Source organism: Novosphingobium sp. EMRT-2 (genome assembly GCF_005145025.1).
GTDB lineage: Bacteria > Pseudomonadota > Alphaproteobacteria > Sphingomonadales > Sphingomonadaceae > Novosphingobium.
In genome coordinates this window covers 1,099,007-1,119,036 of the sequence record NZ_CP039695.1, presented here as the reverse complement: position 1 = coordinate 1,119,036, position 20,030 = coordinate 1,099,007, and the positions used below count along the sequence as shown (strand labels likewise).

Below are 20,030 nucleotides of genomic sequence, written 5' to 3'. Positions count from 1 at the left end.
CCGCGCACCGGGGTTTACCCGGGCGCGGCGCCTTCGGTCGTCAGGCTCCGGCTGGTCTCACGACGCTTCCAGCAACAGGATGTCGATGTCCAGCTCCAGCCGTGGGGCGGGCAGCAGGCTGTGGTCGGCGCGCGCCACGCTGGCATCGGCCACCAGATGGCCGGGGATGTGGAACGGGTGCTCGGGCAGCGCGGCGATCAGGCGCTCGCTGTCCTCGATTGCGTCGGCCTCGTCGAACCGCAGCGTGAAGCTGTGGCGCGCGCCGGAAAAGGTCACGCTGGCCCATGGTGTTTCGCGCTGGCTGACCAGAACCGCGCCTGCGCCGGCGAGGGCGCGGAGGGCGTGCCATAGCCGTTCGCCGGCGGTGCGGTGGCGGTGCGATGGGCGGGAGGTGCGTGGCGCGTCGCGGAACAGGGCGTGATCAACCAGCATGGGCATTGCTCGCGGACGTCTCCGGCTTGTAGTTGTTCATGAAATGTTCTACGCGTGAGATCATTTCGGGGCGGGGCTCGCGTCCGTTGCGCATGTCCATGACAAGGCGGGGATCGTGTGCGGCCATGCGGCCGAAGCGGGTCACCGGCATCCCGGTGCGGAGCAGGAACTTTTCGATCTTGCGGATGAGCATGGTGCATTCTCCCGTCGCGAATCCATTTAGGATTTTTCTTATGTTGACGGACAAATCCTACAAGTCTAGGAAAAATCCTTCGACAATGGTGGGCGCATGACCGGAACCGATCTTCAGGCCCGTGCACGGGCGCGTCTGCTGGAGCTTGCGAGCGGGCGCGGCGTCAGCCTCTCGGCGCTCTCGGGCCTGCTGCGGCGCAATCCGGCCTACCTCCAGCAATTCGTGCGCAAGGGCAGCCCGCGCAAGCTGGAGGAGGACGACCGGCGCGTTCTTGCCAACTTCTTCGGCGTTTCGGAAAGCGAACTTGGTGCGCCGTCGCATGCCGCTTCGGGGGAGGCGGCCAAGGCGGGCGGCGTCGCGCGCGCGCTGGCCGATTGGGCGGACATCCCCCGCTTGCCGCTGGGCGCGTCGGCCGGTCCTGGCGCGCTGGCGCGTGACGAGGCGCCATCGGGCCAGCTGCGCTTCTCCGCCCGCTGGCTCAAGGCGCAGGGACTCGATCCGGTCGCGCTTTCGGTGATCGCGGTGGAAGGCGATTCGATGGAGCCGACCTTGCGCGATGGAGACGAGATTCTCGTCGATCGCACGCCGCGCGCCCTGCGCGCCGGCATCCACGTGATCCGCCTGGACGACATGCTGCTGGTCAAGCGCCTCGAACCCGGCCCTGCGGGAACCCTGCGCGTGATCAGCGACAACCCGGCCTATCCGGCCAGCGAACGCGCGGCGGGCGAGGTCGACGTGGTCGGTCGCGTGGTGTGGAAGGGTGGGCGTTTATAGCGCGCCGATTATGGCACGGTGGGTGGCTCGTCCCTTGCCAAGCGCCACGCGACCCGCCATTTCCCTTTGTATGACCGAAACCGCCGTGCAGCCGCCGATGAAGGTGGCCATCATCCCCGTCACGCCGCTGGAGCAGAACTGCACGCTGGTGTGGTGTACCCGCACCATGAAGGCCGCGTTCATCGATGCCGGCGGTGATCCGGAGCGGTTGAAGGCAGCGATCGCCAAGGCGGGCGTTACCATCGAGAAATTGCTCGTCACCCATGGCCACATCGATCACTGCGGCGTGACCGGTATTCTCGCGAAAGACCTGGGCGTGCCGATCGAGGGGCCGCACGAGGCGGACCGCTTCTGGATTTCGCGTCTGGAAGACGACGGCAAGCGTTGGGGCATCCCCGGAGAACCGTTCGAGCCGAACCGCTGGCTGCAGGATGGCGACAAGGTCACCATCGGCGAACTGGAGCTCGACGTTATCCACTGCCCCGGACACACGCCTGGCCATATCGTGTTCCATCACGCGCCGTCGCGCTTCGCGATCGTGGGCGACGTGCTGTTCCAGGGCTCGATCGGGCGCACCGATTTCCCGATGGGCAACCATCAGGATCTGATCGATTCGATCACGCAGAAGCTCTGGCCGCTGGGTTCGGACGTGACGTTCGTGCCCGGTCACGGGCCGACCAGCACATTCGGGCGCGAACGCCAGACCAATTCCTACGTCAGCGATTACGTGCTGGGGTAGGCAAGCGGCCGACCGGGCTTGCGCGCGGCCGGCCCGTTGTCCCTCAGGCGTCCAGCACGATCGAAACGGCCCAGACGGCAAGGCACAGTTGCGTCAGCATCGTGGTCAGCGTGCCCACACCGCGCAGGAAGCCCAGCGGGCCGCCGTCCATGCCGATGCCGTGCGCCACGCGGCCCAGGATGAAGATCGCGGCGGCGCCCAGCAGGAAGGGGTTGCCGGCGCGCGCCAGCTCGATCCCGCCCACCATGACCAGCACCACCGGTGCGTTTTCAATGAAGTTCAGTTGTGCGCGCATCCGGCGGATCAACGCTTCGTTGCCACCGTCGCCCACGCTGATGCCGGTGGCGCGGCGCACCATGCCGACCCGGATGGTAAGCCAGATATTCAGCAGCGCGGCGGCGGCGGCCGTGCTCAATGTGACAGGCAGGATCATCCTCTCGTCCACTCCCCTTGTTGTCCGCACGATTGCTAGCCCTGTTGCGCTTGCAAAGCACGAGAAATTCCGTATAGGCGCGCCTTCGCCCGCGATAGGGGCGACTCCCGACTTGCCGTTCCGCCGCATACGCGCGCAGGGGTTGTGCGGAAGGCTTGTTTTCCCTATCGCGCCCGTAACAAACAGTTTCGCAAGATCAGGAACAGGTGCCGAAATGGCCGTCCCCAAAAGAAAGACCTCGCCGTCCCGTCGCGGCATGCGCCGCAGCCACGATGCGCTGAAGGCGGAAGCATTCCACGAATGCTCGAACTGTGGTGAACTGAAGCGTCCGCACATGCTGTGCAACGCCTGCGGTCACTACAACGGCCGCGAAGTCATCGCCGTCGGGCTCTAATCCCATCCTTTGGGGGGTATTCGCACAATGAGCCTGCCGCGTATCGCTGTTGATGCGATGGGCGGCGATGAGGGCGTGCGCGTGATGGTCGAAGGCGCGGCGCTGGCCCGTCGTCGCCATGAACGCTTCAAGTTCCTGCTCGTCGGGGACGAAGAACGCATCAAGCAGGCTCTCGAGAACCACCCCAATCTGCGCGCGGCCACGGAAATCCTCCATGCGCCCGATGTCGTGTCGGGCGATGAGAAGCCGACTCAGGCGCTCCGCCGTGCGAAGACGACCTCGATGGGGCTCGCCATCGACGCCGTGAAGCGCGGCGATGCCGGCGCCGCCGTGAGCGCGGGCAACACCGGCGCGCTCATGGCGATGGCCAAGCTTTCGCTGCGCACCATGCCGGGGATCGACCGGCCTGCGCTTGCCGCGCTGCTGCCCACAATGGGCGAGCACGATCTCGTCATGCTCGATCTCGGTGCGAACACCGAATGCGATGCGCGCAATCTCGTCCAGTTCGCGATCATGGGCGCGGCCTATTCGCGCATTGTCACCGGCCTGCCGGCGCCGCGCGTGCGCCTGCTCAATATCGGCACGGAAGAGACCAAGGGCACCGAGGAACTGCAGGTCGCCGCGCAGCAACTCAAGGAAGCCAACGCCAGCCTCGCAATGTCGTTCGATGGCTATACCGAGGCGGACAAGCTTTCGCGCGGGGACGTCGACGTTGTCGTGACCGACGGCTTTTCGGGCAATATCGCGCTCAAGGCGGTTGAGGGCGCCGCCCGCTTCGTGGCGGACCTGCTCAAGCGCAGCTTCGCCAGTTCGCTGCGGTCCAAGGTGGGCTTCCTGATCTCCCGCCCGGCGACCGAACTGCTCAAGCATCATCTCGATCCGAACAACCACAACGGGGCCGTGTTCCTGGGCCTCAACGGGATTGTCGTAAAAAGCCATGGCGGCGCTTCGGCGCTGGGCGTGGCCAATGCCGTGGCGGTCACCGCCCGGCTGCTGGAGGAAAATCTGACCGAGCGTATCGCGGCCGACCTTGCCAGCGTCGGTGCTGAGACCATCCGTTCCTCCAGCCGCCGCAAGGCCGCCGCCGCGCAAGACGAGACGGCGGCGTGATTCGATCGGTGATTACGGGCAGCGGTTCGGCGCTGCCGCAACGGGCGGTCTCCAACGCCGAACTGGCAAAGATGGTCGATACGACCGACGAATGGATCGTCGAGCGCACGGGCATCCGCAACCGCTACATCGCCGGGGAAGGCGAAACGACGTCGAGCCTCGCGACCGATGCTGCCCGGCGCGCGCTGGAAGCGGCCGGCGTCGATGCGGCGCGCGTGGACCTGATCGTGCTGGCCACGGCCACTCCGGACCAGACGTTTCCCGCGACGGCCACGATCGTGCAGCACAACCTTGGCTGCAACGGCGGCATCGCGTTCGACGTGGCGGCGGTCTGTTCGGGCTTTCTCTATGCGATGGCCACGGCCGACAGCATGATCCGCACGGGGATGGCGAAGTGCGCGCTGGTAATCGGCGCGGAAACCTTCACGCGCATCCTGGACTGGGAAGACCGCACCACCTGCGTTCTGTTCGGCGATGGCGCCGGCGCGCTGGTGCTGGAAGCGCGCACGGTGGCCGACGATGACCGGCAGGCGCCCGGGATCATCGCCTCGCGGCTTCATGCCGATGGCCAGCACAACCAGTTGCTCTACGTGGATGGCGGCCCGTCGACCACGGGCACGGTCGGCAAGGTGCGGATGAAGGGGCGCGAGGTGTTCCGCCACGCCGTCGTCAATCTCGCTTCGGTGCTGGAAGAAGTGCTGGCGGCATCGGGCTATGCGCCGTCCGACATCGACTGGGTGGTGCCACATCAGGCCAATTTCCGCATTCTCGACGCGACCGCGCGCAAGCTGGGGCTTCCGGCGGAAAAGGTCGTGGTCACGGTCGATCGCCATGCCAATACCAGCGCCGCCTCGGTGCCGCTTGCCTATGATACGGCGGCGCGGGACGGGCGGATCAAGCCCGGTGACCTGGTGATGCTGGAGGCGATGGGCGGCGGCTTCACCTGGGGTGCCTGCCTCGCGCGCGTCTGATCGCGGCGATTTCATCCGAATTCCCTTCAACCCCAAGGCATTGCATTGCCATGCAAGCGTTTTGCATTATGGTGCAACGCAGGGGTTTGCATTGGGGGAACTGAACGGATGCGATCGATAGGCACTTTGACCCGGGCTGATCTGGCGGAAAGCATCAACCGGCGCGTCGGTTTGTCGCGCGCGGATTCGCTGGACATGGTCGAATCGATCCTGACGCATATGAGCGACGCGCTGGCGACGGGCGAGAACGTCAAGATTTCAGGCTTCGGCACATTCCTGCTGCGCGACAAGACCGAACGGATCGGGCGCAACCCCAAGACGGGCATCGAAGTGCCGATCACGCCGCGCCGAGTGCTGACCTTCCGCGCCAGCCAGATGCTCAAGGATCGCATCTGCGCCGGTGGATGAGCGGCCGAAGCGCCTCTGTTTTCCAGGACGGCAAGGATCCTGGCGCGCTCCGCACCATCGGTGAGGTGGCCCGGGGGCTGGGCATCCGGCCCCATGTCCTGCGGTACTGGGAAGAGCAGTTTCCCATGCTGCGCCCGCTCACGCGGGCTGGCGGGCGGCGATACTACCGCGCCGAGGACGTGGCGCTCGTTTCCGAGATCGACCGTCTGCTCCACCGCGAAGGCTATACCATCCGCGGGGCGCGGCAGGCGCTCGGGGGGAAGGCGCGTGGAGCACGGCCCGTGCCGGGGCCGCTCGCGTCCGATCCGGCGCCGGTCAGCAACGACGAACTGGCGCGGGCGGAGGATGTCCTTTCGGCCCTGCGCGTGCTGTACGGCCGTCTGGAAGCTGTGCGCGATGGGCTTGCCGGCGCGCTCGCGGAAGCCGAAGCCGTTTAGTCGATCAAGACCGGTCCCAGTGCCGGGTCGAGATCACGCGGGCGGGTAAGCGCCACCAGCCGCGCGCAGTTTTCGTCGATGTCGGGCCAGCGGTCGATGTCCAGTTCCAGCACGGCGAAAGTCGCGGTGGGGAACTTCTGTTCCACCATGTCGCGCAAGGGACTGCTGCCGTCATCGGGCACCAGATCGAAGATCAGGTCTTCCAGGCTGGGATTGTGCCCCACCATCAGGATGCTGGCGGGATCGCCTTCCACTTCGCGCAGCAGGTCCATCAGTGTGGCCGAACTGGCAAGGTAGATGCGCCGGTCCCATTCCACCGGAAAGCCGTGGCCCCAGGCGGTGCTCGCCTGCTCGATCGTTTCGGCCACGCGCACGGCGGGCGAGGCGAGCAGCCGGTCGAAGCGCCAGCCGCCATCGCGGATGAACCGCCCCATCACTTGCGCGCCCTTGATCCCGCGTTCGTTCAGCGGCCGGTCGAAATCGCGCGCGCGCGCGTCCGACCAGTCTGATTTGGCATGGCGGAAAAGCGCAAGCGTCTTCACGAAAGGTCCCCGGCAGGTCCGGCGCTGGCGCCGGCGTTGGCGATGGTTGCCGAGGCTCCAGAAACACCGCCCGCCACGCTTTGTAAAGCCACATCGAGCGTGACGCGGCGAACCGGCGTTCCCGGCGGGAAGGCGCCAAGCAGGCGCGAGGGGAAGGCCGAGGAAAGCACCACGAAAAAGCCCCGGTCGTCCGCCGAGCGGATCAGCCGCCCGAAGGCCTGCGCCAGCCGCGCACGGATGATGCGGTCGTCATATGCCTGCCCCCCGCCGGCCAGACGGCGCGCGCGGTGCAGGATCGATGGCTTGGGCCAGGGCACCTGTTCCATCATCACCAGCCGCAGCGAATGGCCCGGCACGTCCACCCCGTCGCGCAGCGCGTCGGTGCCCAGCAGCGAGGCGCGCGGATCGTCGCGGAAGATGTCGACCAGCGTGCCGGTATCGATCGGATCGACATGCTGGGCATAGAGCGGCAGTCCGGCGCGGGCGAGGCGGTCGGCGATGCGGCCATATACCGCGCGCAGCCGCCGGACCGCCGTGAACAGGCCCAGCGCGCCGCCACCCGATGCCTCGATCAGCCGGGCATAGGCGCCGGCCAGCGCGGGAATATCGCCCTTGGGCACGTCGGTCACGATCAGCACTTCGGCCTGGCTGGCATAATCGAACGGGCTTTCCGCCGAGAACAGGCGCGGGGTCATGTCGAGCCAAGGCGCGCCGCTGCGCCGGATCGCGCTGTCCCAGTCTCCGTTGTCCGGGGAATCCCCCCGGCCGCCACCGGCCCGGTCGCGCAAGGTCGCACTGGTCATCATCACCCCGTGCGCGGGCGCCAGCACGGTGTTGGCGAACGGCTTCATCGGATCGAGATAGTGGCGATAGAGGCCGATATCCCACTCGCGTCCGTCGGAGCGTTCCACCGCCAGCCAGTCGACGAAATCGGGATCAGCGGGGCCGCCGAGGCGGCTCAGCAGGGCGATCCACCCGGCGACCAGATCGGTCCGCCAGCCGATCGCCCCGCGGGCGCCCTCGATCCGCGCGCGCGCCGGCCCGTCGAGCCAGTCGGGGCCGTCCTCAACGATCGCTTCCAGCCGCAGCGCCAGCCGGGCGAGGGGCTGCCGCAGCGACTCGAGCGCTTCCTGCGCGAGCCCGGCCACCTCGATGAACGCCCCGTCCATCTGCGCGATCTCGGTTTCCAGGCCATAGCCGGCTTCCTGTCCGCCGCTTTCGTCGCGGGCATGGACCACCGCGCGCGTCGCCGCGAGCAGCGCTTCGAGTGGGCCGATCGGTGCGTTTTCCTGCAGCCGCGCCAGCCATCCGTCGGAGGGCAGTGCTTCGGCCGCCTCGCGCGCCTGCGCAATCGCCCGCGCGCCTTCCTCGTCGTAGCTCGCCACGTCGGCCAGCCGCGCGGAAAGCCCGCGCCGCCGGCCGCGCGATTTGCCTTCGGGGCCGATCACCCAGCGCCGCAGTTCGATCGTCTCCGCGCCGGTAAGTGCGGCGGAAAACGTCGAATCCGCGGCCTCGAACACATGGTGCCCTTCGTCGAACACGATCCGCGTCGGGCGCTGTGCCGCATCGCGGCCCCGCGCGGCGTTGACCATGACCAGCGCGTGGTTGGCGATCACCAGTTCGGCATCGGCGGAGGCGCGCACCGCGCGCTCGATGAAGCATTTGCGGTAGTGCGGGCAGCCGGCATAGACGCATTCGCCGCGCTGGTCGGTCAGCGCGCTGATCCCGCGCTTGCGGAACAGCGTGCCCAGCCAGCCGGGCAGATCGCCGCCGATCATGTCGCCGTCTTGGCTATAGGCGGCCCAGCGCGCGACCAGTTGGGCCAGGATCGCGGCGCGGCCGGCGAATCCGCCCTGCAGCGCGTCTTCCAGATTCAGCAGGCACAGGTAGTTCTCGCGTCCCTTGCGCACTACCACGGGGGCCTTGCCGTGGCGCTCGGCCGGAAACGCCCGCCGGCTTTCGCGCCGCAACTGCCGTTGCAGCGCTTTAGTGTAGGTCGAAACCCAGACGGTGCCGCCGGATTTCTCCGCCCATAGCGAGGCGGGGGCGAGATAGCCGAAGGTCTTGCCGGTGCCGGTGCCGGCCTGCGCCAGCAGCATGTGCGGCTGCCCCGAACCGCTGCCGCGCGGCGGGCGCGGCGCGAACATGCCGGCGGCCTCGCGCGCATAGGAGCGCTGCGCCGGGCGCGCTTCCGCGTCGCGCCCGGTCAGCATGGCAAGCCGCTCCTCCACCTCCTCGCCGGTCAGCGAAACCTGCGCCGGCTGCGGGCGCTCGGCCGCCTCTTCCCATTCGGGCAGGCGTGTGAACAGCCAGCGTTCGGCGCGTTCGGGCCGGTGGATGCGGGGGGCGAGCAGCGTTGCCCAGGGCCAGCGCATCCGCACCAGCGATTGCAGCGCCGTCCAGGCGCCCTCGCGTTCGGCCCAGCCGGGGCTTTCGCAGGTCGCCAGCAGGGCTTCCGCCGCCTCCTGCAACAGCAGCGGCACGGCGTCGTCACTGGCCGGCTCAGCAAGGTTCAGGGCATGGGCAAGGCCCTTGGGCGTGGGCACCACGAACCGAGCGGGGTGAATGAAGGCGTAGAGTTCGAGCAGGTCCAGCCCGGACAGGTCCGGATAACCCAGCCGGCTTGCCACCAGCGGCGCGTTCAGCAGCAGCAGCGGCGTATCGGCCGCGGCCATGATCGCATCGCCCTTGCCCACCGCGCGCGTCGACGGGTTGCCCGTCAGCGAGGCATCGCGCAGCCAGCAGCCGCCGTGGCTGGCGTGAAGCGCGGGAAGGGTGAGGGCGGCCATGCGTTCCGCATAGAACGGAACTGGAACGCGGGGCAAGCCATGGCCGGTCACGATCCACGATGAGACGCTGCCAGCAATGGCGAAGATCGAAGATTATTAAGTCAAAACAATCATATGATAAGAAGGGATCATGCTGAAGCGATCCTTGTTCCCGCGCTAGGTAGTGACACGGATGACCTGAAACCCCCCGCTTCCAGACCGGTCTTTGGCACGGGACCAACCGGTCCGCGCCGGATCGTTCCGGCAGACAGAGTGGAGGTACTTGTCATGACCGTTATCAATACGAACATCAACGCGATACGCGCCGCGAACGCATCCAATCTCGCGACCAAGACCCTGGGCCTTTCGATGGAGCGCCTGTCCACCGGCCTGCGCATCAACAGCGCCAAGGATGACGCGGCGGGCCTCGCCATCACCACGTCGATGACCTCGCAGATCAAGGGCATGAGCCAGGGCATCCGCAACGCGAACGATGGCATCTCGCTGGCGCAGACCGCCGAAGGCGCGCTGGGCGAAGTGACCAACATGCTCCAGCGCATCCGCGAACTGGCGAACCAGTCGGCTTCGGGCACCTATCAGGACACCACCGACCGCGTTTACATGCAGACCGAAGTGACCGCGCTGACCGAGCAGATCGGCAGCGTCTTCAGCACGGTCAAGTTCAACGGCAACGCGCTGTTCAGCACCACGGCCGGCACCGACGTGTCGATCGACATCCAGGCGGGGGCCAACAGCGGCGATACCGTGACGCTGACCAGCACCGCCATCGACGGCACGAACCTGGCCGCCGCCGCGCTCGACGTGACCACGGCTGCCAAGGCCGTGACCACCATGAGCAACGTGGAAGCCGCGCTTTCGGATGTCAGCGCTACGCGCGCCTCGCTGGGCGCGGGGCAGAACCGGCTGGAATCGGTGGTGAACAACCTCACCAGCAACGTGACCAACCTGTCGGAAGCCCGTTCGCGGATTCAGGACACCGATTATTCGGCCGAAACCACGGCGCTGGCGAAGTCGCAGATCCTCAGCCAGGCATCGACCGCGATGATCGCACAGGCCAACCAGGCCCAGCAGACCGTCCTGACGCTGCTGCGCTAAAGGCTCTCCCCCGCGTCTTGCGCCGCAGCGCGGCCGCCCCGCACCCTGGCGGGGCGGCCGTTCTTTTTTGGGTTGCGCGGCGCGGTGCCTCTCCCACGATTGGGCCACGTCGTCAGCGGCGCCAGCTTTTCCTTGCGCAAGCGGGGCAGGCGGGCGAAAGGACGCCCGCTATGACCGAAACCGAAACCCGTCCGCCGTCCGTGCTCGAAGCCGCGCAGGTCTCCAAGGCCTGGCCGTTCGAGGAAGCCCGCAAGATCGTGAAGCGGTATCCGGGCGGCAAACGCGATGCCGCCGGCAATCTCGTGCCCGTGCTGTTCGAGACGGGCTATGGTCCCTCGGGCCTGCCACATATCGGCACGTTCCAGGAAGTGCTCCGCACCACGCTGGTCCGCCGGGCCTATGACGTGTTGACGGGCGGTCATCCCACGCGCCTCGTCGCCTTTTCCGACGACATGGACGGGTTGCGCAAGGTGCCCGACAACGTGCCCAACAAGGGTCTGCTCGCCGCCTATATCGGCCACCCGCTTTCGCGCATCCCCGATCCGTTCGCCACGCACGAAAGCTTCGCGCACCACAACAACGCGATGCTGCGCGCGTTTCTGGACCGCTTCGGCTTCGACTACGAATTCGTCTCGGCCAGCGACCGCTACAACGCGGGCGGTTTCGACGATGCGCTGAAGAACGTGCTGCGCCATTACGACGCGATCATGGGCATCATGCTGCCCACGCTGCGGGAGGAACGGCGCAAGACCTATTCGCCGGTCCTGCCGGTTTCGCCGACCAATCATCAGGTGCTGCAGGTGCCGGTGGACGTGGTCGATGCGGAAGCGGGCCTGATCCGGTTCGAGGACGTGACCGGCGAGATGGTCGAGCAGTCGATCCTGGGCGGGCGCTCCAAGCTGCAATGGAAGGTCGATTGGGCGATGCGCTGGGTGGCGCTCGGCGTCGATTACGAGATGTGCGGCAAGGACCTGACCGACAGCGTCACCCAGTCGGGCCGGATCGCGCAAGTGCTGGGCGGCCGCCGGCCCGAAGGGCTGATCTACGAACTGTTCCTCGACGAGAAGGGCGAGAAGATCTCCAAGTCCAAGGGCAACGGGCTGACGATCGAGCAGTGGCTTGACTACGGCAGCGAGGAAAGCCTGGGCTTCTACCTGTTCCGCGAGCCCAAGAGCGCGAAGTCGCTGCACGTTGGCATCATCCCGCGCGCGGTGGATGAATACTGGCAGTTCCGCGAGAAGCTGCCCGCGCAGCCGATCGAACAGCAGTTGGGCAACCCGGTGTGGCACCTGCTGCGTGCCAATGGCGATGCCGCCGGAGCGGGCGAGAAGCTGCCGGTCACTTATGGCCTGCTGCTCAATCTGGTGGGCGTGCTGGGGGCCGGTGCGACGCGCGAGCAGGTCTGGTCGTACCTTGCCAACTACGTCGAGAACGCCGATCCGGCGGCGCATCCCGCGCTCGATACGCTGGTAACCTGCGCGCTTGCTTACAACCGCGATTTCATCGCGCCCACGCTTCTCCGCCGCAAGCCGGAGAACGGCGAAGTCGCCGCGCTCACCGCGCTCGACGAGGAACTGGCCGCCGCCAGCGCCGACACCACCGCCGAAGAACTGCAGAACATCGTCTATGAGATTGGCAAGGACCCGCATTACGGCTTCGAAAGCCTGCGCGATTGGTTCAAGGCGCTTTACGAGACGCTGCTCGGCTCCAGCCAGGGGCCGCGAATGGGCAGCTTCATCGCGCTCTACGGCATCGAGAACACGCGCAAGCTGATCGCCGAGGCGCTGGAAGGCTGAGCGCTTCTGGCCCAACCGGGTGCTCCAAGAACTCCCCTCCCGCTTGCGGGAGGGGCTCGGGGCGGGCAGCGTGGCCCTATCCCCGCTGCCCCGCGATCCAGCGGTCGACCTTCGCTTCCAGAACCGGCATGGGCAGCGCGCCGCTGCCCAGCACCTGATCGTGAAACGCGCGAATGTCGAAGCGCGGGCCGAGTTCCGCTTCGGCGTTGCGACGCAGGCGCTGGATGGTGAGCGCGCCGATTTTGTAGGATAGCGCCTGCCCCGGATTGGCGATGTAGCGTTCGACTTCGGCGGTCGCATCGCTGCGACCCATGCCCGAATTGGCCAGCATGTAGTCGATCGCCTGTTCGCGCGTCCACCGCTTGGCGTGGATGCCGGTGTCCACCACCAGCCGCATGGCGCGCAGCATCTCGTCGTCCAGTGTGCCCCAGTGCTGCATCGGGTCCTTGTAGAACCCCATCTCGTAACCCAGCGTCTCGGCATAGAGCGCCCAGCCTTCGACATAGGCGGTATTGCCGCCGAAACGCTGGAAATCTGGCAGGCTGGCGTTCTCCTGGGCCAGGCTGATCTGGAAATGATGCCCCGGCGCGCCTTCGTGGAGGTAAAGCGTGGTGATGCCGGTCAGGAAGCGGCTTTTGAGGTCGTAGGTGTTGTAGAAGAACACGCCGGGCCGGCTGCCGTCCGGCGCGCCTTGGCTATAGCTGCCGCCCGCTTCATAGCGCGCGCGATAGGCGGGATAGGGCAGGATCAGCAGGGGCGTGCGCGGCAGGTGCAGGAAATAGCGTGGTGCCTGCGCTTCGACCTTGCGACCGACGGCGCGGAAACCGTCGGCAAGCTGCGCGTCGGTCCGCGGATGGTATCGGGGGTTCACGCGCAATTCGTCGAAGAACGCCTTGAGCGGACCGGCATAGCCCAGTTCCGTCTTCACCCCTTCCATCTCGCGCTGGATGCGCGCCACTTCACCTAGGCCCAGATCGTGCACCGCATCGGGATCGAGCGGCAGGGTCGTGTGATTGCGGATGAGCAGCCGATAGAGCCGGTCTCCCCCCTTCATCGCCCACAATCCCGCATCCTCACGCGCGACGGGGTAGTATTCCTCCGCAAGGAACGCCCGAAGTTTGCGATAGGCGGGGTACACCGATTGCCCGATCGCCTGCCGGAAGGCGGCGGCGACGCGCCGTTTGGCGCCGGTGCCGTATCGCGCGGGGTATTGCGCGACGGGCGAATAGAACGGGGATCGCTGGACCGGCTGCGCCAGGATCGTGTCGATCTGCGCGATCATGTTGCGCACGGTCAGGCGGGATTCGATCGCGCCGCCGGCCATGCCTTCACGGAACCGGGCGATGGCATGGTCGAAGACCTGTGGCAGCGCGCGGTCACGCGCCAGCAGCGCCTCGAAATCGGCGGGCGTATCCAGCGGAACAGGCGTTTCGGACGAAGCGAGGCCGGGAAACTCGACGTGGAAGCCGCCGAAGTGGTTGAACGGGCGAACGGCGGTCAGCGCCTCCACCTCCGGAGTCAGCGCATCGCGTTCCTGGAGCTTGGCATCGCGGAACACGTCGTAGGAAATGCGGTGGGCGTCATCGAGCTGATTGCGATCGATCCCGTCCAGCCGCGTCAGCGTGGCGGCGTTGGTTTCGCGCAGGCGATGGACGAGTTCCGGCGTGAACAGCAGCAGGAAGCGGTCGAGCGGAATCTGTTCGCCCTGTTCCAGCGCACCGAGCGGGTCGAGCGCCTGTTCCGCCCGGCTGTCGTCCATGAACAACCGGTCGAGCGCCAGGGCTGCTTCGCTTTGCCGGACGAAGCCGGCCTTCGCGGCGGCTTGCGGGACCGGCCGATCCGCCAGCGAGGAAGCCTGCGGGGCGCTCGCCGCCGTCGTCAGCGCCAGGGCAAGGACCAGTGCGGTGCCGCGAAGCAGGCGCCAGCTTGCAGCCGTACTGGCCGGGATCGCCGTGCCCGCCTCCCGAATCAGCCCCATGCGCGCGTCCGGTACCATTTGGTGAGGACGTATTTGGTGCCTTTCACGACCGGCCGCCCGGCGTGGAGGCTGTTGGGGTTGGGCGTGCCATCCACGGCCATGTTGTTCCACACCAGCAGCGCGCCGCGCTGGGGCGGAATCGACAGATCGACTTTCGGAAAATCGGTCGAACCGCCTTCCTCGACGGTGTTGAGATAGGCCATGGCGGTCCAGCTTCGCTGTCCCCCGCGCCCCATCTCCCGATCCCAGAACGGCTGATCCGGATTAAAATGGTCAAAATGGGGACAAAATTCCTGTCCGGGGGTGTAACGCTGCCCCTGAATCGTCTCTCCGGTGTCGGGATCGAGCCCCACGAGGTCATCGATTCTGCGCTGCAACATCAGGGTGAACGGGTCCCACGGATCGACGTCCCCGGAGTAGCTGGTGCGGCCCCCGCTGCGGTTGCCATCGTAGGTGAGCGAGGGACGCGCGACGTCGTCGATGGTCGCGATCAGGCGCTGGCATTCCGCTTCGGAAAGGAAGTTAGAAACTCCATAAATTTCAATACCTTCCACTGGAAGGCGATAGGCCGCGGGATCGGCATCCAGACGGGCGCGAACGGTCTGGCCGATACGCTTGAGAAGGACGGCGTCCGGATGCGGGCGGGACTTGCGAGACAGGGAGATCATGGGCTCGCTTTCATGACCCAAGGCGGGACGGGGAGCAAGAGGTGCGGGCGCCTTGTGACGGATGTCACACCCCGAGTTCAGGGGCGATTTAAGGTTAATGCGGTTTTGATCCGATCCGGTGGCGAGCCGTTGCCAGTCAGGGCAAATACTGTGAATATTGGTGCAGGTCAAAGTCGTTAAATAAATACCGGGAAGTAGGAATCGAAGTCCTAACTTTGCGGAAGGGTCGAATTGGAATGCTATGCCTAATAGCGGGCAAGGAATTCTGTGTTCTTCTTTCGCTAAATTGGGACGACCTACTTTTGATATAGGGAGGTCGTATTCCATTGGAAGCCCTGATCGATACTGAAGCTGAAGCTTATCGGCTCGCTCAAGCCCTGAATAACTTGCGCCGCAAGCGTGATTCGGCCTTGGGTCCAAGGCGGATTTTCGGCGAGCCGGCGTGGGATATACTTCTGGACCTGTACATCGCCAGCAAGCGCGGGATGGAAATCCAGGTTTCCAGCGTCTGCATCGAGGCTGGCGTCCCTTCCACCACGATCCTGCGGTGGATTGCCCGGCTGGAAAAGGAAGGCCTGCTTTACCGCAAGGCCGATCGCGGGGATGCGCGCCGCCGGTTCGTGCGCCTGACCGATGAAGGCCATGCCGTGATGCGCCGCGTGTTGCGCGCGATCGGGCCGATCAGCTGAGAGGCAGCGAACCGGCGTGATGCCGATGGCTGCTGCGGGCTTCGGCTGGCGCGCTCCTGAAGCGATCGACCCGCCGGTTGGCAAGGGCCAACGGCGGGTCGTCGCGTCTTTGGGGCCGGTGGTTTTCCGGACCGGATGTCACCAGAAGAAATCGTAGATCACGTCCACGACTTCGCCGGAATAGACATCCACCAGCAGCACGTCGTTGTAGTAGCGAACCCAGCGATAGGGGCCGTACACGTCCGGCAGGCGATAGGACCAGGGATCGTTGATCCAATACTGGTTGCCGAAGAACACGCTGTCCAGGAAGAAGCCTACCCTGAGGCGGCTGTACGAGTACCCGCGATAGGGCGCATAATATGGCCGGGACCGGAAGATGCTGCGGTTTTCGGCACGATAGCCGCGCCAGTCGTAGCGCCGGTCACGCCGCCAGTCGCTGTTCCAGCCACCGCCATTGTTCCAGCGTCCGCGGTCGCCACGCCAGCTTTCGCCCGAACGCCAGCCGTCGTTGCCGCGCCAACCATCGTTGCCACGCCAGCGATTGTCCCGCCCGCGATCGTAGCCCCGGTTGTCGTTTCGCCACTGGCCGTTGCCGTAATGCACGCCTACGCCATCGCGATAGGTCGGGCCGGGGCGGGCATTATCGGGGCGCGGGCCGCCGGGCCGGGGACCGTCCGGGCGCGGGTTCGGGTTGCCGCGCTGCCAGTCGCCATTGCGGCCCCCCTGCCAGCCACCTCCCTGCCAACCGCCCCCTTGCCAACCGCGACCTTGCCAGCCGTTGCCACGATCCTGCGGCGCCGGACGGACGCCACCATCGCCGCCCCCCTGCCAGGCGCGCGGCGCGCGTGGCGCCTGCTGCTGGGGCATGGAGGGTTGCGATTGGGGGCGATTCTGGTTCCAGCCGCCCGGATTGCCGCCCCCCCAGTTGCGTTGCGGCTGAGGTTGGGGCTGGGGCTGCGGTTGGGCCTGTTGCGGAGCGGGGCGATTCCAGCCGCCTCCACCATTGCCGCCTCCGTTCCAGCCGCCGCCCCGGTTGCCGCCACGGCCCGGACCGGCGTCGCCCCCGCGCGCCTCGCGCCCCGCGCCGCGCCAGTCGCCCTGCTGGGCGAATGCTGCCGTGGGAAGCGCGGCCACCGTCGAGGCGAGCGCGGCCGCCGTCAGCAGGCTGTTCCTGAAGAATGTGATCCCGGCCATGGCCGCTCTCCGATGCACCTGTGGTCACGGCCAATCCCGTGACGTCATGTGACACTGTGTTACCGGAGTCGCGCTGTCGCGCCGCTGAACCGCTTGCAAGGGCATTCGTTCAGCTTTCCCGAAACGGCACAGCGAAACGGGGCGGGAACATGGTTCCCGCCCCGCCGCGTGTTTCAGGCATCGCCGCTGGAAATCAGCGCGTCAGCTTCTTGTAGGCCAGCGCGGTGGGCCGGTCGGCCGCGTCGCCCAGGCGACGGCGCTTGTCTTCCTCGTAAGCCGCGAAGTTGCCTTCGAACCATTCGACATGGCTGTTGCCCTCGAACGCGAGGATGTGCGTGGCCAGACGGTCGAGGAAGAAGCGGTCGTGGCTGATGACCACGGCGCAGCCCGCGAAGTTCTCGATCGCGTCTTCCAGCGCCGCCAGCGTTTCGACGTCAAGGTCGTTGGTCGGTTCGTCGAGCAGCAGCACGTTGCCGCCAGCCTTCAGCATCTTGGCCATGTGCACGCGGTTGCGCTCACCGCCCGAAAGCTTGCCGACGTTCTTCTGCTGGTCCGGACCCTTGAAGTTGAACGCGCCGACGTAGGCGCGCGTAGACATGTCCTGCCCGTTGACCTTCATGTAATCGAGGCCATCCGAGATTTCCTGCCACACGTTGTTGGCCGGGTTCAGGTCGTCACGGCTCTGGTCGACATAGCCGAGGTGGACGGTCGAACCGATTTCCACCGAACCGGTGTCCGGTGTCTCCTTGCCCGTCAGGATCTTGAACAGCGTGGATTTGCCCGCGCCGTTCGGCCCGATCACGCCGACGATGCCACCGGGCGGCAGCATGAACGAGAGGTCTTCGAACAGCAGCTTGTCGCCATAGGCCTTCGAGATGTTCTTTACCTCGATCACCTTGCCGCCAAGGCGCTCGGGCACCTGGATCACGATCTGCGCCTTGCCGACCGGACGGTTATCCTGCGCGTTCTGCAGTTCCTCGAACTTGCGGATACGCGCCTTGGACTTGGTCTGGCGCGCCGCCGGGGTCTGGCGGATCCATTCGAGTTCGCGCTGCAGCGCCTTCTGCTTGCCGCTTTCCTCGCGCTCTTCCTGGGCTATGCGCTTGGCCTTGGTCTCGAGGTAGGTCGAGTAGTTGCCCTCGTAGGGGAAGTACTTTCCGCGGTCGAGTTCGAGGATCCAGCCCACCACGTTGTCAAGGAAGTAGCGGTCGTGGGTGATCATCAGCACCGCGCCGGCATAGTCCTTGAGGTGGTTTTCCAGCCATTCGACGGATTCGGCGTCAAGGTGGTTGGTCGGTTCGTCGAGCAGCAGGATCGAAGGCTTCTGGATCAGCAGGCGGGTCAGCGCGATGCGGCGCTTTTCACCACCCGAAAGGCTTGCCACCGACCAGTCGCCGGGAGGGCAGCGCAGCGCTTCCATGGCGATTTCGAGCTGGTTGTCGAGCGTCCAGCCATCGACCGCGTCGATCTTGTCCTGAAGCTCGGCCATCTCCGCGCCCAAGGCGTCGAAGTCGGCGTCTTCCTCGGCCATTTCCATGCCGATCTGGTTGAAGCGCTCGACCATGTCCGCCGTCGCGCGCGCCCCATCCTTGACGTTTTCAAGCACGGTCTTGCTCTCGTCAAGCTGCGGCTCCTGCTCGAGATAGCCGACGGTGATGTTCTCGCCCGGCCATGCTTCGCCGGTGAAGTCCTTGTCGATCCCGGCCATGATCTTGATCAGGGTCGATTTACCGGCGCCGTTCGGGCCGACGATGCCGATCTTGGCGCCCTGGTAGAACTGCAGGTTGATATTGTTCAGCACCGGCTTCTGTGCGCCGGGGAAGGTCTTCGTCATGTCCTTCATGACGTAGGCGTATTGGGCGGCCATGATCGTTCCTTGGTGGAATGGCGTGCGAACTCGGCACTTGATGCGGCCTCTAGCCAAGCGGGAAGGGCCGGGCAAGCGGACGTTTTGGCGGATAGGGTGTTGGCAGGAGAGCACCCCAAAGATAGGAAAAGTTTCATGCGAAACAAGCTCCGCGCGCTCGCGCTCTCCGCCGCCTTCGTTCCCCTCGTTGCCGCGCAGGCGGAACCGCCGAAGGACGATGTCGCGTGGAACATCGTGGCGGGGCTGACCACCGATGTCGGCCCGCGCCTTGCCGGCAGCGAGGCGGAGGCGCGGGCGCGGGCGTGGGGGTCTGAAAAGCTGAAGGCGCTGGGCTTTCGCAATGTCGCGGTCGAGCCGTTTCCCATCCGCGGCTATGTGCGCGGCGTGGATCGCGCGCGGCTGGTAGCGCCGGTGCCGCAAAATCTGGCCGTGACCGCGCTGGGCTATAGCGGCACCACCCCGGATGCCGGTATCGAGGGCGAACTCGTCTATTTCCCGACGCTGGACGCGCTCAAGGCCGCGCCGGACGGTTCGCTGGCCGGCAAGATCGCCTATATCGATCACGCCATGCGCGCGGCCCAGGACGGCAGCGGCTATGGTCCCTATGGCAATGCCCGTCGGCAGGGGCCGGCCATCGCCGCGCGCAAGGGCGCGATTGGCGTGGTGATCCGCTCCATTGGCACCGATGGCCACCGCAACCCGCATACCGGTGCCACCAACTGGCCCGAGGGCGTGAAGCCGATCCCGGCCGGGGCGGTTTCGAATCCCGACGCCGACCTCATCGCGCGCACGGTGGCCGGCGGCAAGCCGGTGCGCATCGCGCTCACGCTGACCGGCAGGACGGCAGACAATCTGCCTTCCGGCAACTTGATCGGCGAACTGCCGGGCAGCGATCCGTCGCTACCGCCGATCCTGGTCGGCTGCCATCTCGATAGCTGGGATCTCGGCACTGGCGCGATCGATGATGCTGCCGGGTGCGCGATCGTGACCGCTGCCGCGCTGAAGGCGCAGGAAGGGGGCAAGCCCTTGCGCACGATCCGCGTGCTGTGGGCGGGGAGCGAGGAACTGGGCGGCTTCGGCGGCAAGGCCTATGCGGACAAGCATGGGGAGCCGCACGCGCTGGCGATGGAAAGCGATTTCGGCGCGGACCGGGTGTGGCGCGTGATCACGAAGTTCGCCGCCGGCAACAAGCCACTGGGCGATCGCATCACCGCCGCGCTTGCGCCGATGGGCATCGTCACCGGCCATGGCGAGGTGGAGGGCGGAACCGACGTGGGCTTCGTGATCGCCAGGCAGAAGCTGGCCGTGATCGATCTCAACCAGGACGGCACGCACTATTTTGACCTGCACCACACACCCGACGATACGCTCGACAAGATCGATCCGCAGGCGCTGGCGCAGAACGTGGCGGCGTGGACGGCGGTGCTCAAGGTCGTGGCCAACGCGGCGGAGCCGATCCAGCCGGTCGAATGACGCGGGTGGCATGAATCCCGTCGACCCCGCGAAGGCGGGGACGACGGG

The 20,030-nt window shown here is 66.4% G+C and carries 20 protein-coding genes; 11 read left to right on the top strand and 9 right to left on the bottom strand.

The annotated features are described in order from the left end of the window. Window positions 1-57 precede the first annotated feature (57 nt). Window positions 58-438 carry a hypothetical protein gene (locus FA702_RS05520; protein WP_255504727.1) on the bottom strand — a complete coding sequence of 127 codons (381 nt, stop codon included), beginning with the start codon at window positions 436-438 and terminating at the stop codon, window positions 58-60. Further along, on the bottom strand, window positions 422-625 hold the full coding sequence (locus FA702_RS05515) for a hypothetical protein (protein ID WP_136955337.1): 204 nt from the start codon (window positions 623-625) through the stop codon (window positions 422-424). Before FA702_RS05515 ends, FA702_RS05520 begins: the two co-directional genes overlap by 17 nt. A gap of 96 nt (window positions 626-721) precedes the next feature. Here FA702_RS05515 and FA702_RS05510 point away from each other — a divergent pair, with 96 nt between their 5' ends. Then, window positions 722-1,399 carry a S24 family peptidase gene (locus FA702_RS05510; protein ID WP_136955336.1) on the top strand — a complete coding sequence of 226 codons (678 nt, stop codon included), beginning with the start codon at window positions 722-724 and terminating at the stop codon, window positions 1,397-1,399. A gap of 70 nt (window positions 1,400-1,469) precedes the next feature. Continuing rightward, the gene (locus FA702_RS05505) at window positions 1,470-2,138 is read left to right on the top strand and encodes an MBL fold metallo-hydrolase (RefSeq protein WP_136955335.1); all 669 of its coding nucleotides are present in this window, start codon (window positions 1,470-1,472) and stop codon (window positions 2,136-2,138) included. A 43-nt stretch (window positions 2,139-2,181) separates the two neighbouring features. Here FA702_RS05505 and FA702_RS05500 read toward each other — a convergent pair whose 3' ends face one another. Beyond that, the gene (locus tag FA702_RS05500) at window positions 2,182-2,571 is read right to left on the bottom strand and encodes an MAPEG family protein (protein WP_124807978.1); all 390 of its coding nucleotides are present in this window, start codon (window positions 2,569-2,571) and stop codon (window positions 2,182-2,184) included. Between the two features lie 214 nt (window positions 2,572-2,785). Here FA702_RS05500 and rpmF point away from each other — a divergent pair, with 214 nt between their 5' ends. The 5 genes from rpmF to FA702_RS05475 all read left to right on the top strand — a co-directional run bounded on the left by rpmF (window position 2,786) and on the right by FA702_RS05475 (window position 5,891). Next, complete coding sequence (rpmF, locus tag FA702_RS05495; RefSeq protein WP_124807977.1) at window positions 2,786-2,965, top strand: 50S ribosomal protein L32; 180 nt, start codon at window positions 2,786-2,788, stop codon at window positions 2,963-2,965. Between the two features lie 27 nt (window positions 2,966-2,992). After that, window positions 2,993-4,075 (top strand): phosphate acyltransferase PlsX, encoded by a 1,083-nt coding sequence (plsX, locus tag FA702_RS05490; RefSeq protein ID WP_136955334.1) that lies wholly within the window; start codon window positions 2,993-2,995, stop codon window positions 4,073-4,075. Next, a complete protein-coding gene (locus FA702_RS05485; RefSeq protein ID WP_136955333.1) occupies window positions 4,072-5,046 on the top strand; it encodes a beta-ketoacyl-ACP synthase III in 975 nt (324 codons plus the stop codon). Before plsX ends, FA702_RS05485 begins: the two co-directional genes overlap by 4 nt. Window positions 5,047-5,154: 108 nt before the next feature. Next, window positions 5,155-5,454: an integration host factor subunit alpha gene (locus FA702_RS05480; protein WP_124807974.1), complete on the top strand. Its 300-nt coding sequence runs from the start codon at window positions 5,155-5,157 to the stop codon at window positions 5,452-5,454. Further along, entirely contained in the window at window positions 5,451-5,891 is a 441-nt protein-coding gene (locus FA702_RS05475; protein ID WP_136955332.1) for a MerR family transcriptional regulator, read from the top strand. The genes FA702_RS05480 and FA702_RS05475 overlap by 4 nt, the downstream gene beginning before the upstream one ends. On the opposite strand, the gene FA702_RS05470 is transcribed toward FA702_RS05475, so the two are convergent. Beyond that, a complete protein-coding gene (locus tag FA702_RS05470) occupies window positions 5,888-6,433 on the bottom strand; it encodes a histidine phosphatase family protein (RefSeq protein ID WP_136955331.1) in 546 nt (181 codons plus the stop codon). The two genes, FA702_RS05475 and FA702_RS05470, sit on opposite strands and share 4 nt — an antisense overlap. Further along, window positions 6,430-9,222, bottom strand: coding sequence for an ATP-dependent DNA helicase (locus FA702_RS05465; RefSeq protein ID WP_136955330.1), 2,793 nt, complete (start codon window positions 9,220-9,222; stop codon window positions 6,430-6,432). Before FA702_RS05465 ends, FA702_RS05470 begins: the two co-directional genes overlap by 4 nt. A 267-nt stretch (window positions 9,223-9,489) precedes the next feature. Between FA702_RS05465 and FA702_RS05460 the strand changes: the two genes are divergently transcribed. Further along, window positions 9,490-10,317, top strand: coding sequence for a flagellin (locus tag FA702_RS05460; protein ID WP_136955329.1), 828 nt, complete (start codon window positions 9,490-9,492; stop codon window positions 10,315-10,317). A gap of 170 nt (window positions 10,318-10,487) precedes the next feature. Further along, complete coding sequence (locus FA702_RS05455; RefSeq protein WP_136955328.1) at window positions 10,488-12,113, top strand: lysine--tRNA ligase; 1,626 nt, start codon at window positions 10,488-10,490, stop codon at window positions 12,111-12,113. Between the two features lie 76 nt (window positions 12,114-12,189). Here the strand turns inward: FA702_RS05455 and FA702_RS05450 are convergent, their stop codons facing one another. Both FA702_RS05450 and FA702_RS05445 read right to left on the bottom strand, forming a co-directional pair. Beyond that, window positions 12,190-14,091 (bottom strand): DUF885 family protein, encoded by a 1,902-nt coding sequence (locus tag FA702_RS05450; protein ID WP_210417589.1) that lies wholly within the window; start codon window positions 14,089-14,091, stop codon window positions 12,190-12,192. Beyond that, window positions 14,082-15,086 (bottom strand): prolyl hydroxylase family protein, encoded by a 1,005-nt coding sequence (locus tag FA702_RS05445; protein WP_370385498.1) that lies wholly within the window; start codon window positions 15,084-15,086, stop codon window positions 14,082-14,084. The genes FA702_RS05450 and FA702_RS05445 overlap by 10 nt, the downstream gene beginning before the upstream one ends. Before the next feature lie 83 nt (window positions 15,087-15,169). On the opposite strand from FA702_RS05445, the gene FA702_RS05440 reads away from it, so the two are divergent. Beyond that, on the top strand, window positions 15,170-15,448 hold the full coding sequence (locus FA702_RS05440) for a winged helix DNA-binding protein (RefSeq protein ID WP_255504726.1): 279 nt from the start codon (window positions 15,170-15,172) through the stop codon (window positions 15,446-15,448). 138 nt (window positions 15,449-15,586) lie between these two features. On the opposite strand, the gene FA702_RS05435 is transcribed toward FA702_RS05440, so the two are convergent. Beyond that, window positions 15,587-16,642 carry an RcnB family protein gene (locus FA702_RS05435; RefSeq protein ID WP_136955324.1) on the bottom strand — a complete coding sequence of 352 codons (1,056 nt, stop codon included), beginning with the start codon at window positions 16,640-16,642 and terminating at the stop codon, window positions 15,587-15,589. Between the two features lie 193 nt (window positions 16,643-16,835). Continuing rightward, window positions 16,836-18,509, bottom strand: coding sequence for an energy-dependent translational throttle protein EttA (ettA, locus tag FA702_RS05430; protein ID WP_136955323.1), 1,674 nt, complete (start codon window positions 18,507-18,509; stop codon window positions 16,836-16,838). 135 nt (window positions 18,510-18,644) lie between these two features. On the opposite strand from ettA, the gene FA702_RS05425 reads away from it, so the two are divergent. Continuing rightward, the gene (locus FA702_RS05425; RefSeq protein WP_136955322.1) at window positions 18,645-19,982 is read left to right on the top strand and encodes a M28 family peptidase; all 1,338 of its coding nucleotides are present in this window, start codon (window positions 18,645-18,647) and stop codon (window positions 19,980-19,982) included. The last annotated feature ends 48 nt before the right edge of the window (window positions 19,983-20,030 follow it).

What these genes read in the sequence shown, in the direction of transcription:
- FA702_RS05520 (WP_255504727.1), bottom strand. Translation starts at nt 438, where the DNA reads ATGCCCATGCTGGTTGATCACGCCCTGTTCCGCGACGCGCCACGCACC.
- FA702_RS05515 (WP_136955337.1), bottom strand. Translation starts at nt 625, where the DNA reads ATGCTCATCCGCAAGATCGAAAAGTTCCTGCTCCGCACCGGGATGCCG.
- FA702_RS05510 (WP_136955336.1), top strand. Translation starts at nt 722, where the DNA reads ATGACCGGAACCGATCTTCAGGCCCGTGCACGGGCGCGTCTGCTGGAG.
- FA702_RS05505 (WP_136955335.1), top strand. Translation starts at nt 1,470, where the DNA reads ATGACCGAAACCGCCGTGCAGCCGCCGATGAAGGTGGCCATCATCCCC.
- FA702_RS05500 (WP_124807978.1), bottom strand. Translation starts at nt 2,571, where the DNA reads ATGATCCTGCCTGTCACATTGAGCACGGCCGCCGCCGCCGCGCTGCTG.
- rpmF (WP_124807977.1), top strand. Translation starts at nt 2,786, where the DNA reads ATGGCCGTCCCCAAAAGAAAGACCTCGCCGTCCCGTCGCGGCATGCGC.
- plsX (WP_136955334.1), top strand. Translation starts at nt 2,993, where the DNA reads ATGAGCCTGCCGCGTATCGCTGTTGATGCGATGGGCGGCGATGAGGGC.
- FA702_RS05480 (WP_124807974.1), top strand. Translation starts at nt 5,155, where the DNA reads ATGCGATCGATAGGCACTTTGACCCGGGCTGATCTGGCGGAAAGCATC.
- FA702_RS05475 (WP_136955332.1), top strand. Translation starts at nt 5,451, where the DNA reads ATGAGCGGCCGAAGCGCCTCTGTTTTCCAGGACGGCAAGGATCCTGGC.
- FA702_RS05465 (WP_136955330.1), bottom strand. Translation starts at nt 9,222, where the DNA reads ATGGCCGCCCTCACCCTTCCCGCGCTTCACGCCAGCCACGGCGGCTGC.
- FA702_RS05460 (WP_136955329.1), top strand. Translation starts at nt 9,490, where the DNA reads ATGACCGTTATCAATACGAACATCAACGCGATACGCGCCGCGAACGCA.
- FA702_RS05455 (WP_136955328.1), top strand. Translation starts at nt 10,488, where the DNA reads ATGACCGAAACCGAAACCCGTCCGCCGTCCGTGCTCGAAGCCGCGCAG.
- FA702_RS05450 (WP_210417589.1), bottom strand. Translation starts at nt 14,091, where the DNA reads ATGGGGCTGATTCGGGAGGCGGGCACGGCGATCCCGGCCAGTACGGCT.
- FA702_RS05445 (WP_370385498.1), bottom strand. Translation starts at nt 15,086, where the DNA reads ATGGAATACGACCTCCCTATATCAAAAGTAGGTCGTCCCAATTTAGCG.
- FA702_RS05435 (WP_136955324.1), bottom strand. Translation starts at nt 16,642, where the DNA reads ATGGCCGGGATCACATTCTTCAGGAACAGCCTGCTGACGGCGGCCGCG.
- ettA (WP_136955323.1), bottom strand. Translation starts at nt 18,509, where the DNA reads ATGGCCGCCCAATACGCCTACGTCATGAAGGACATGACGAAGACCTTC.
- FA702_RS05425 (WP_136955322.1), top strand. Translation starts at nt 18,645, where the DNA reads ATGCGAAACAAGCTCCGCGCGCTCGCGCTCTCCGCCGCCTTCGTTCCC.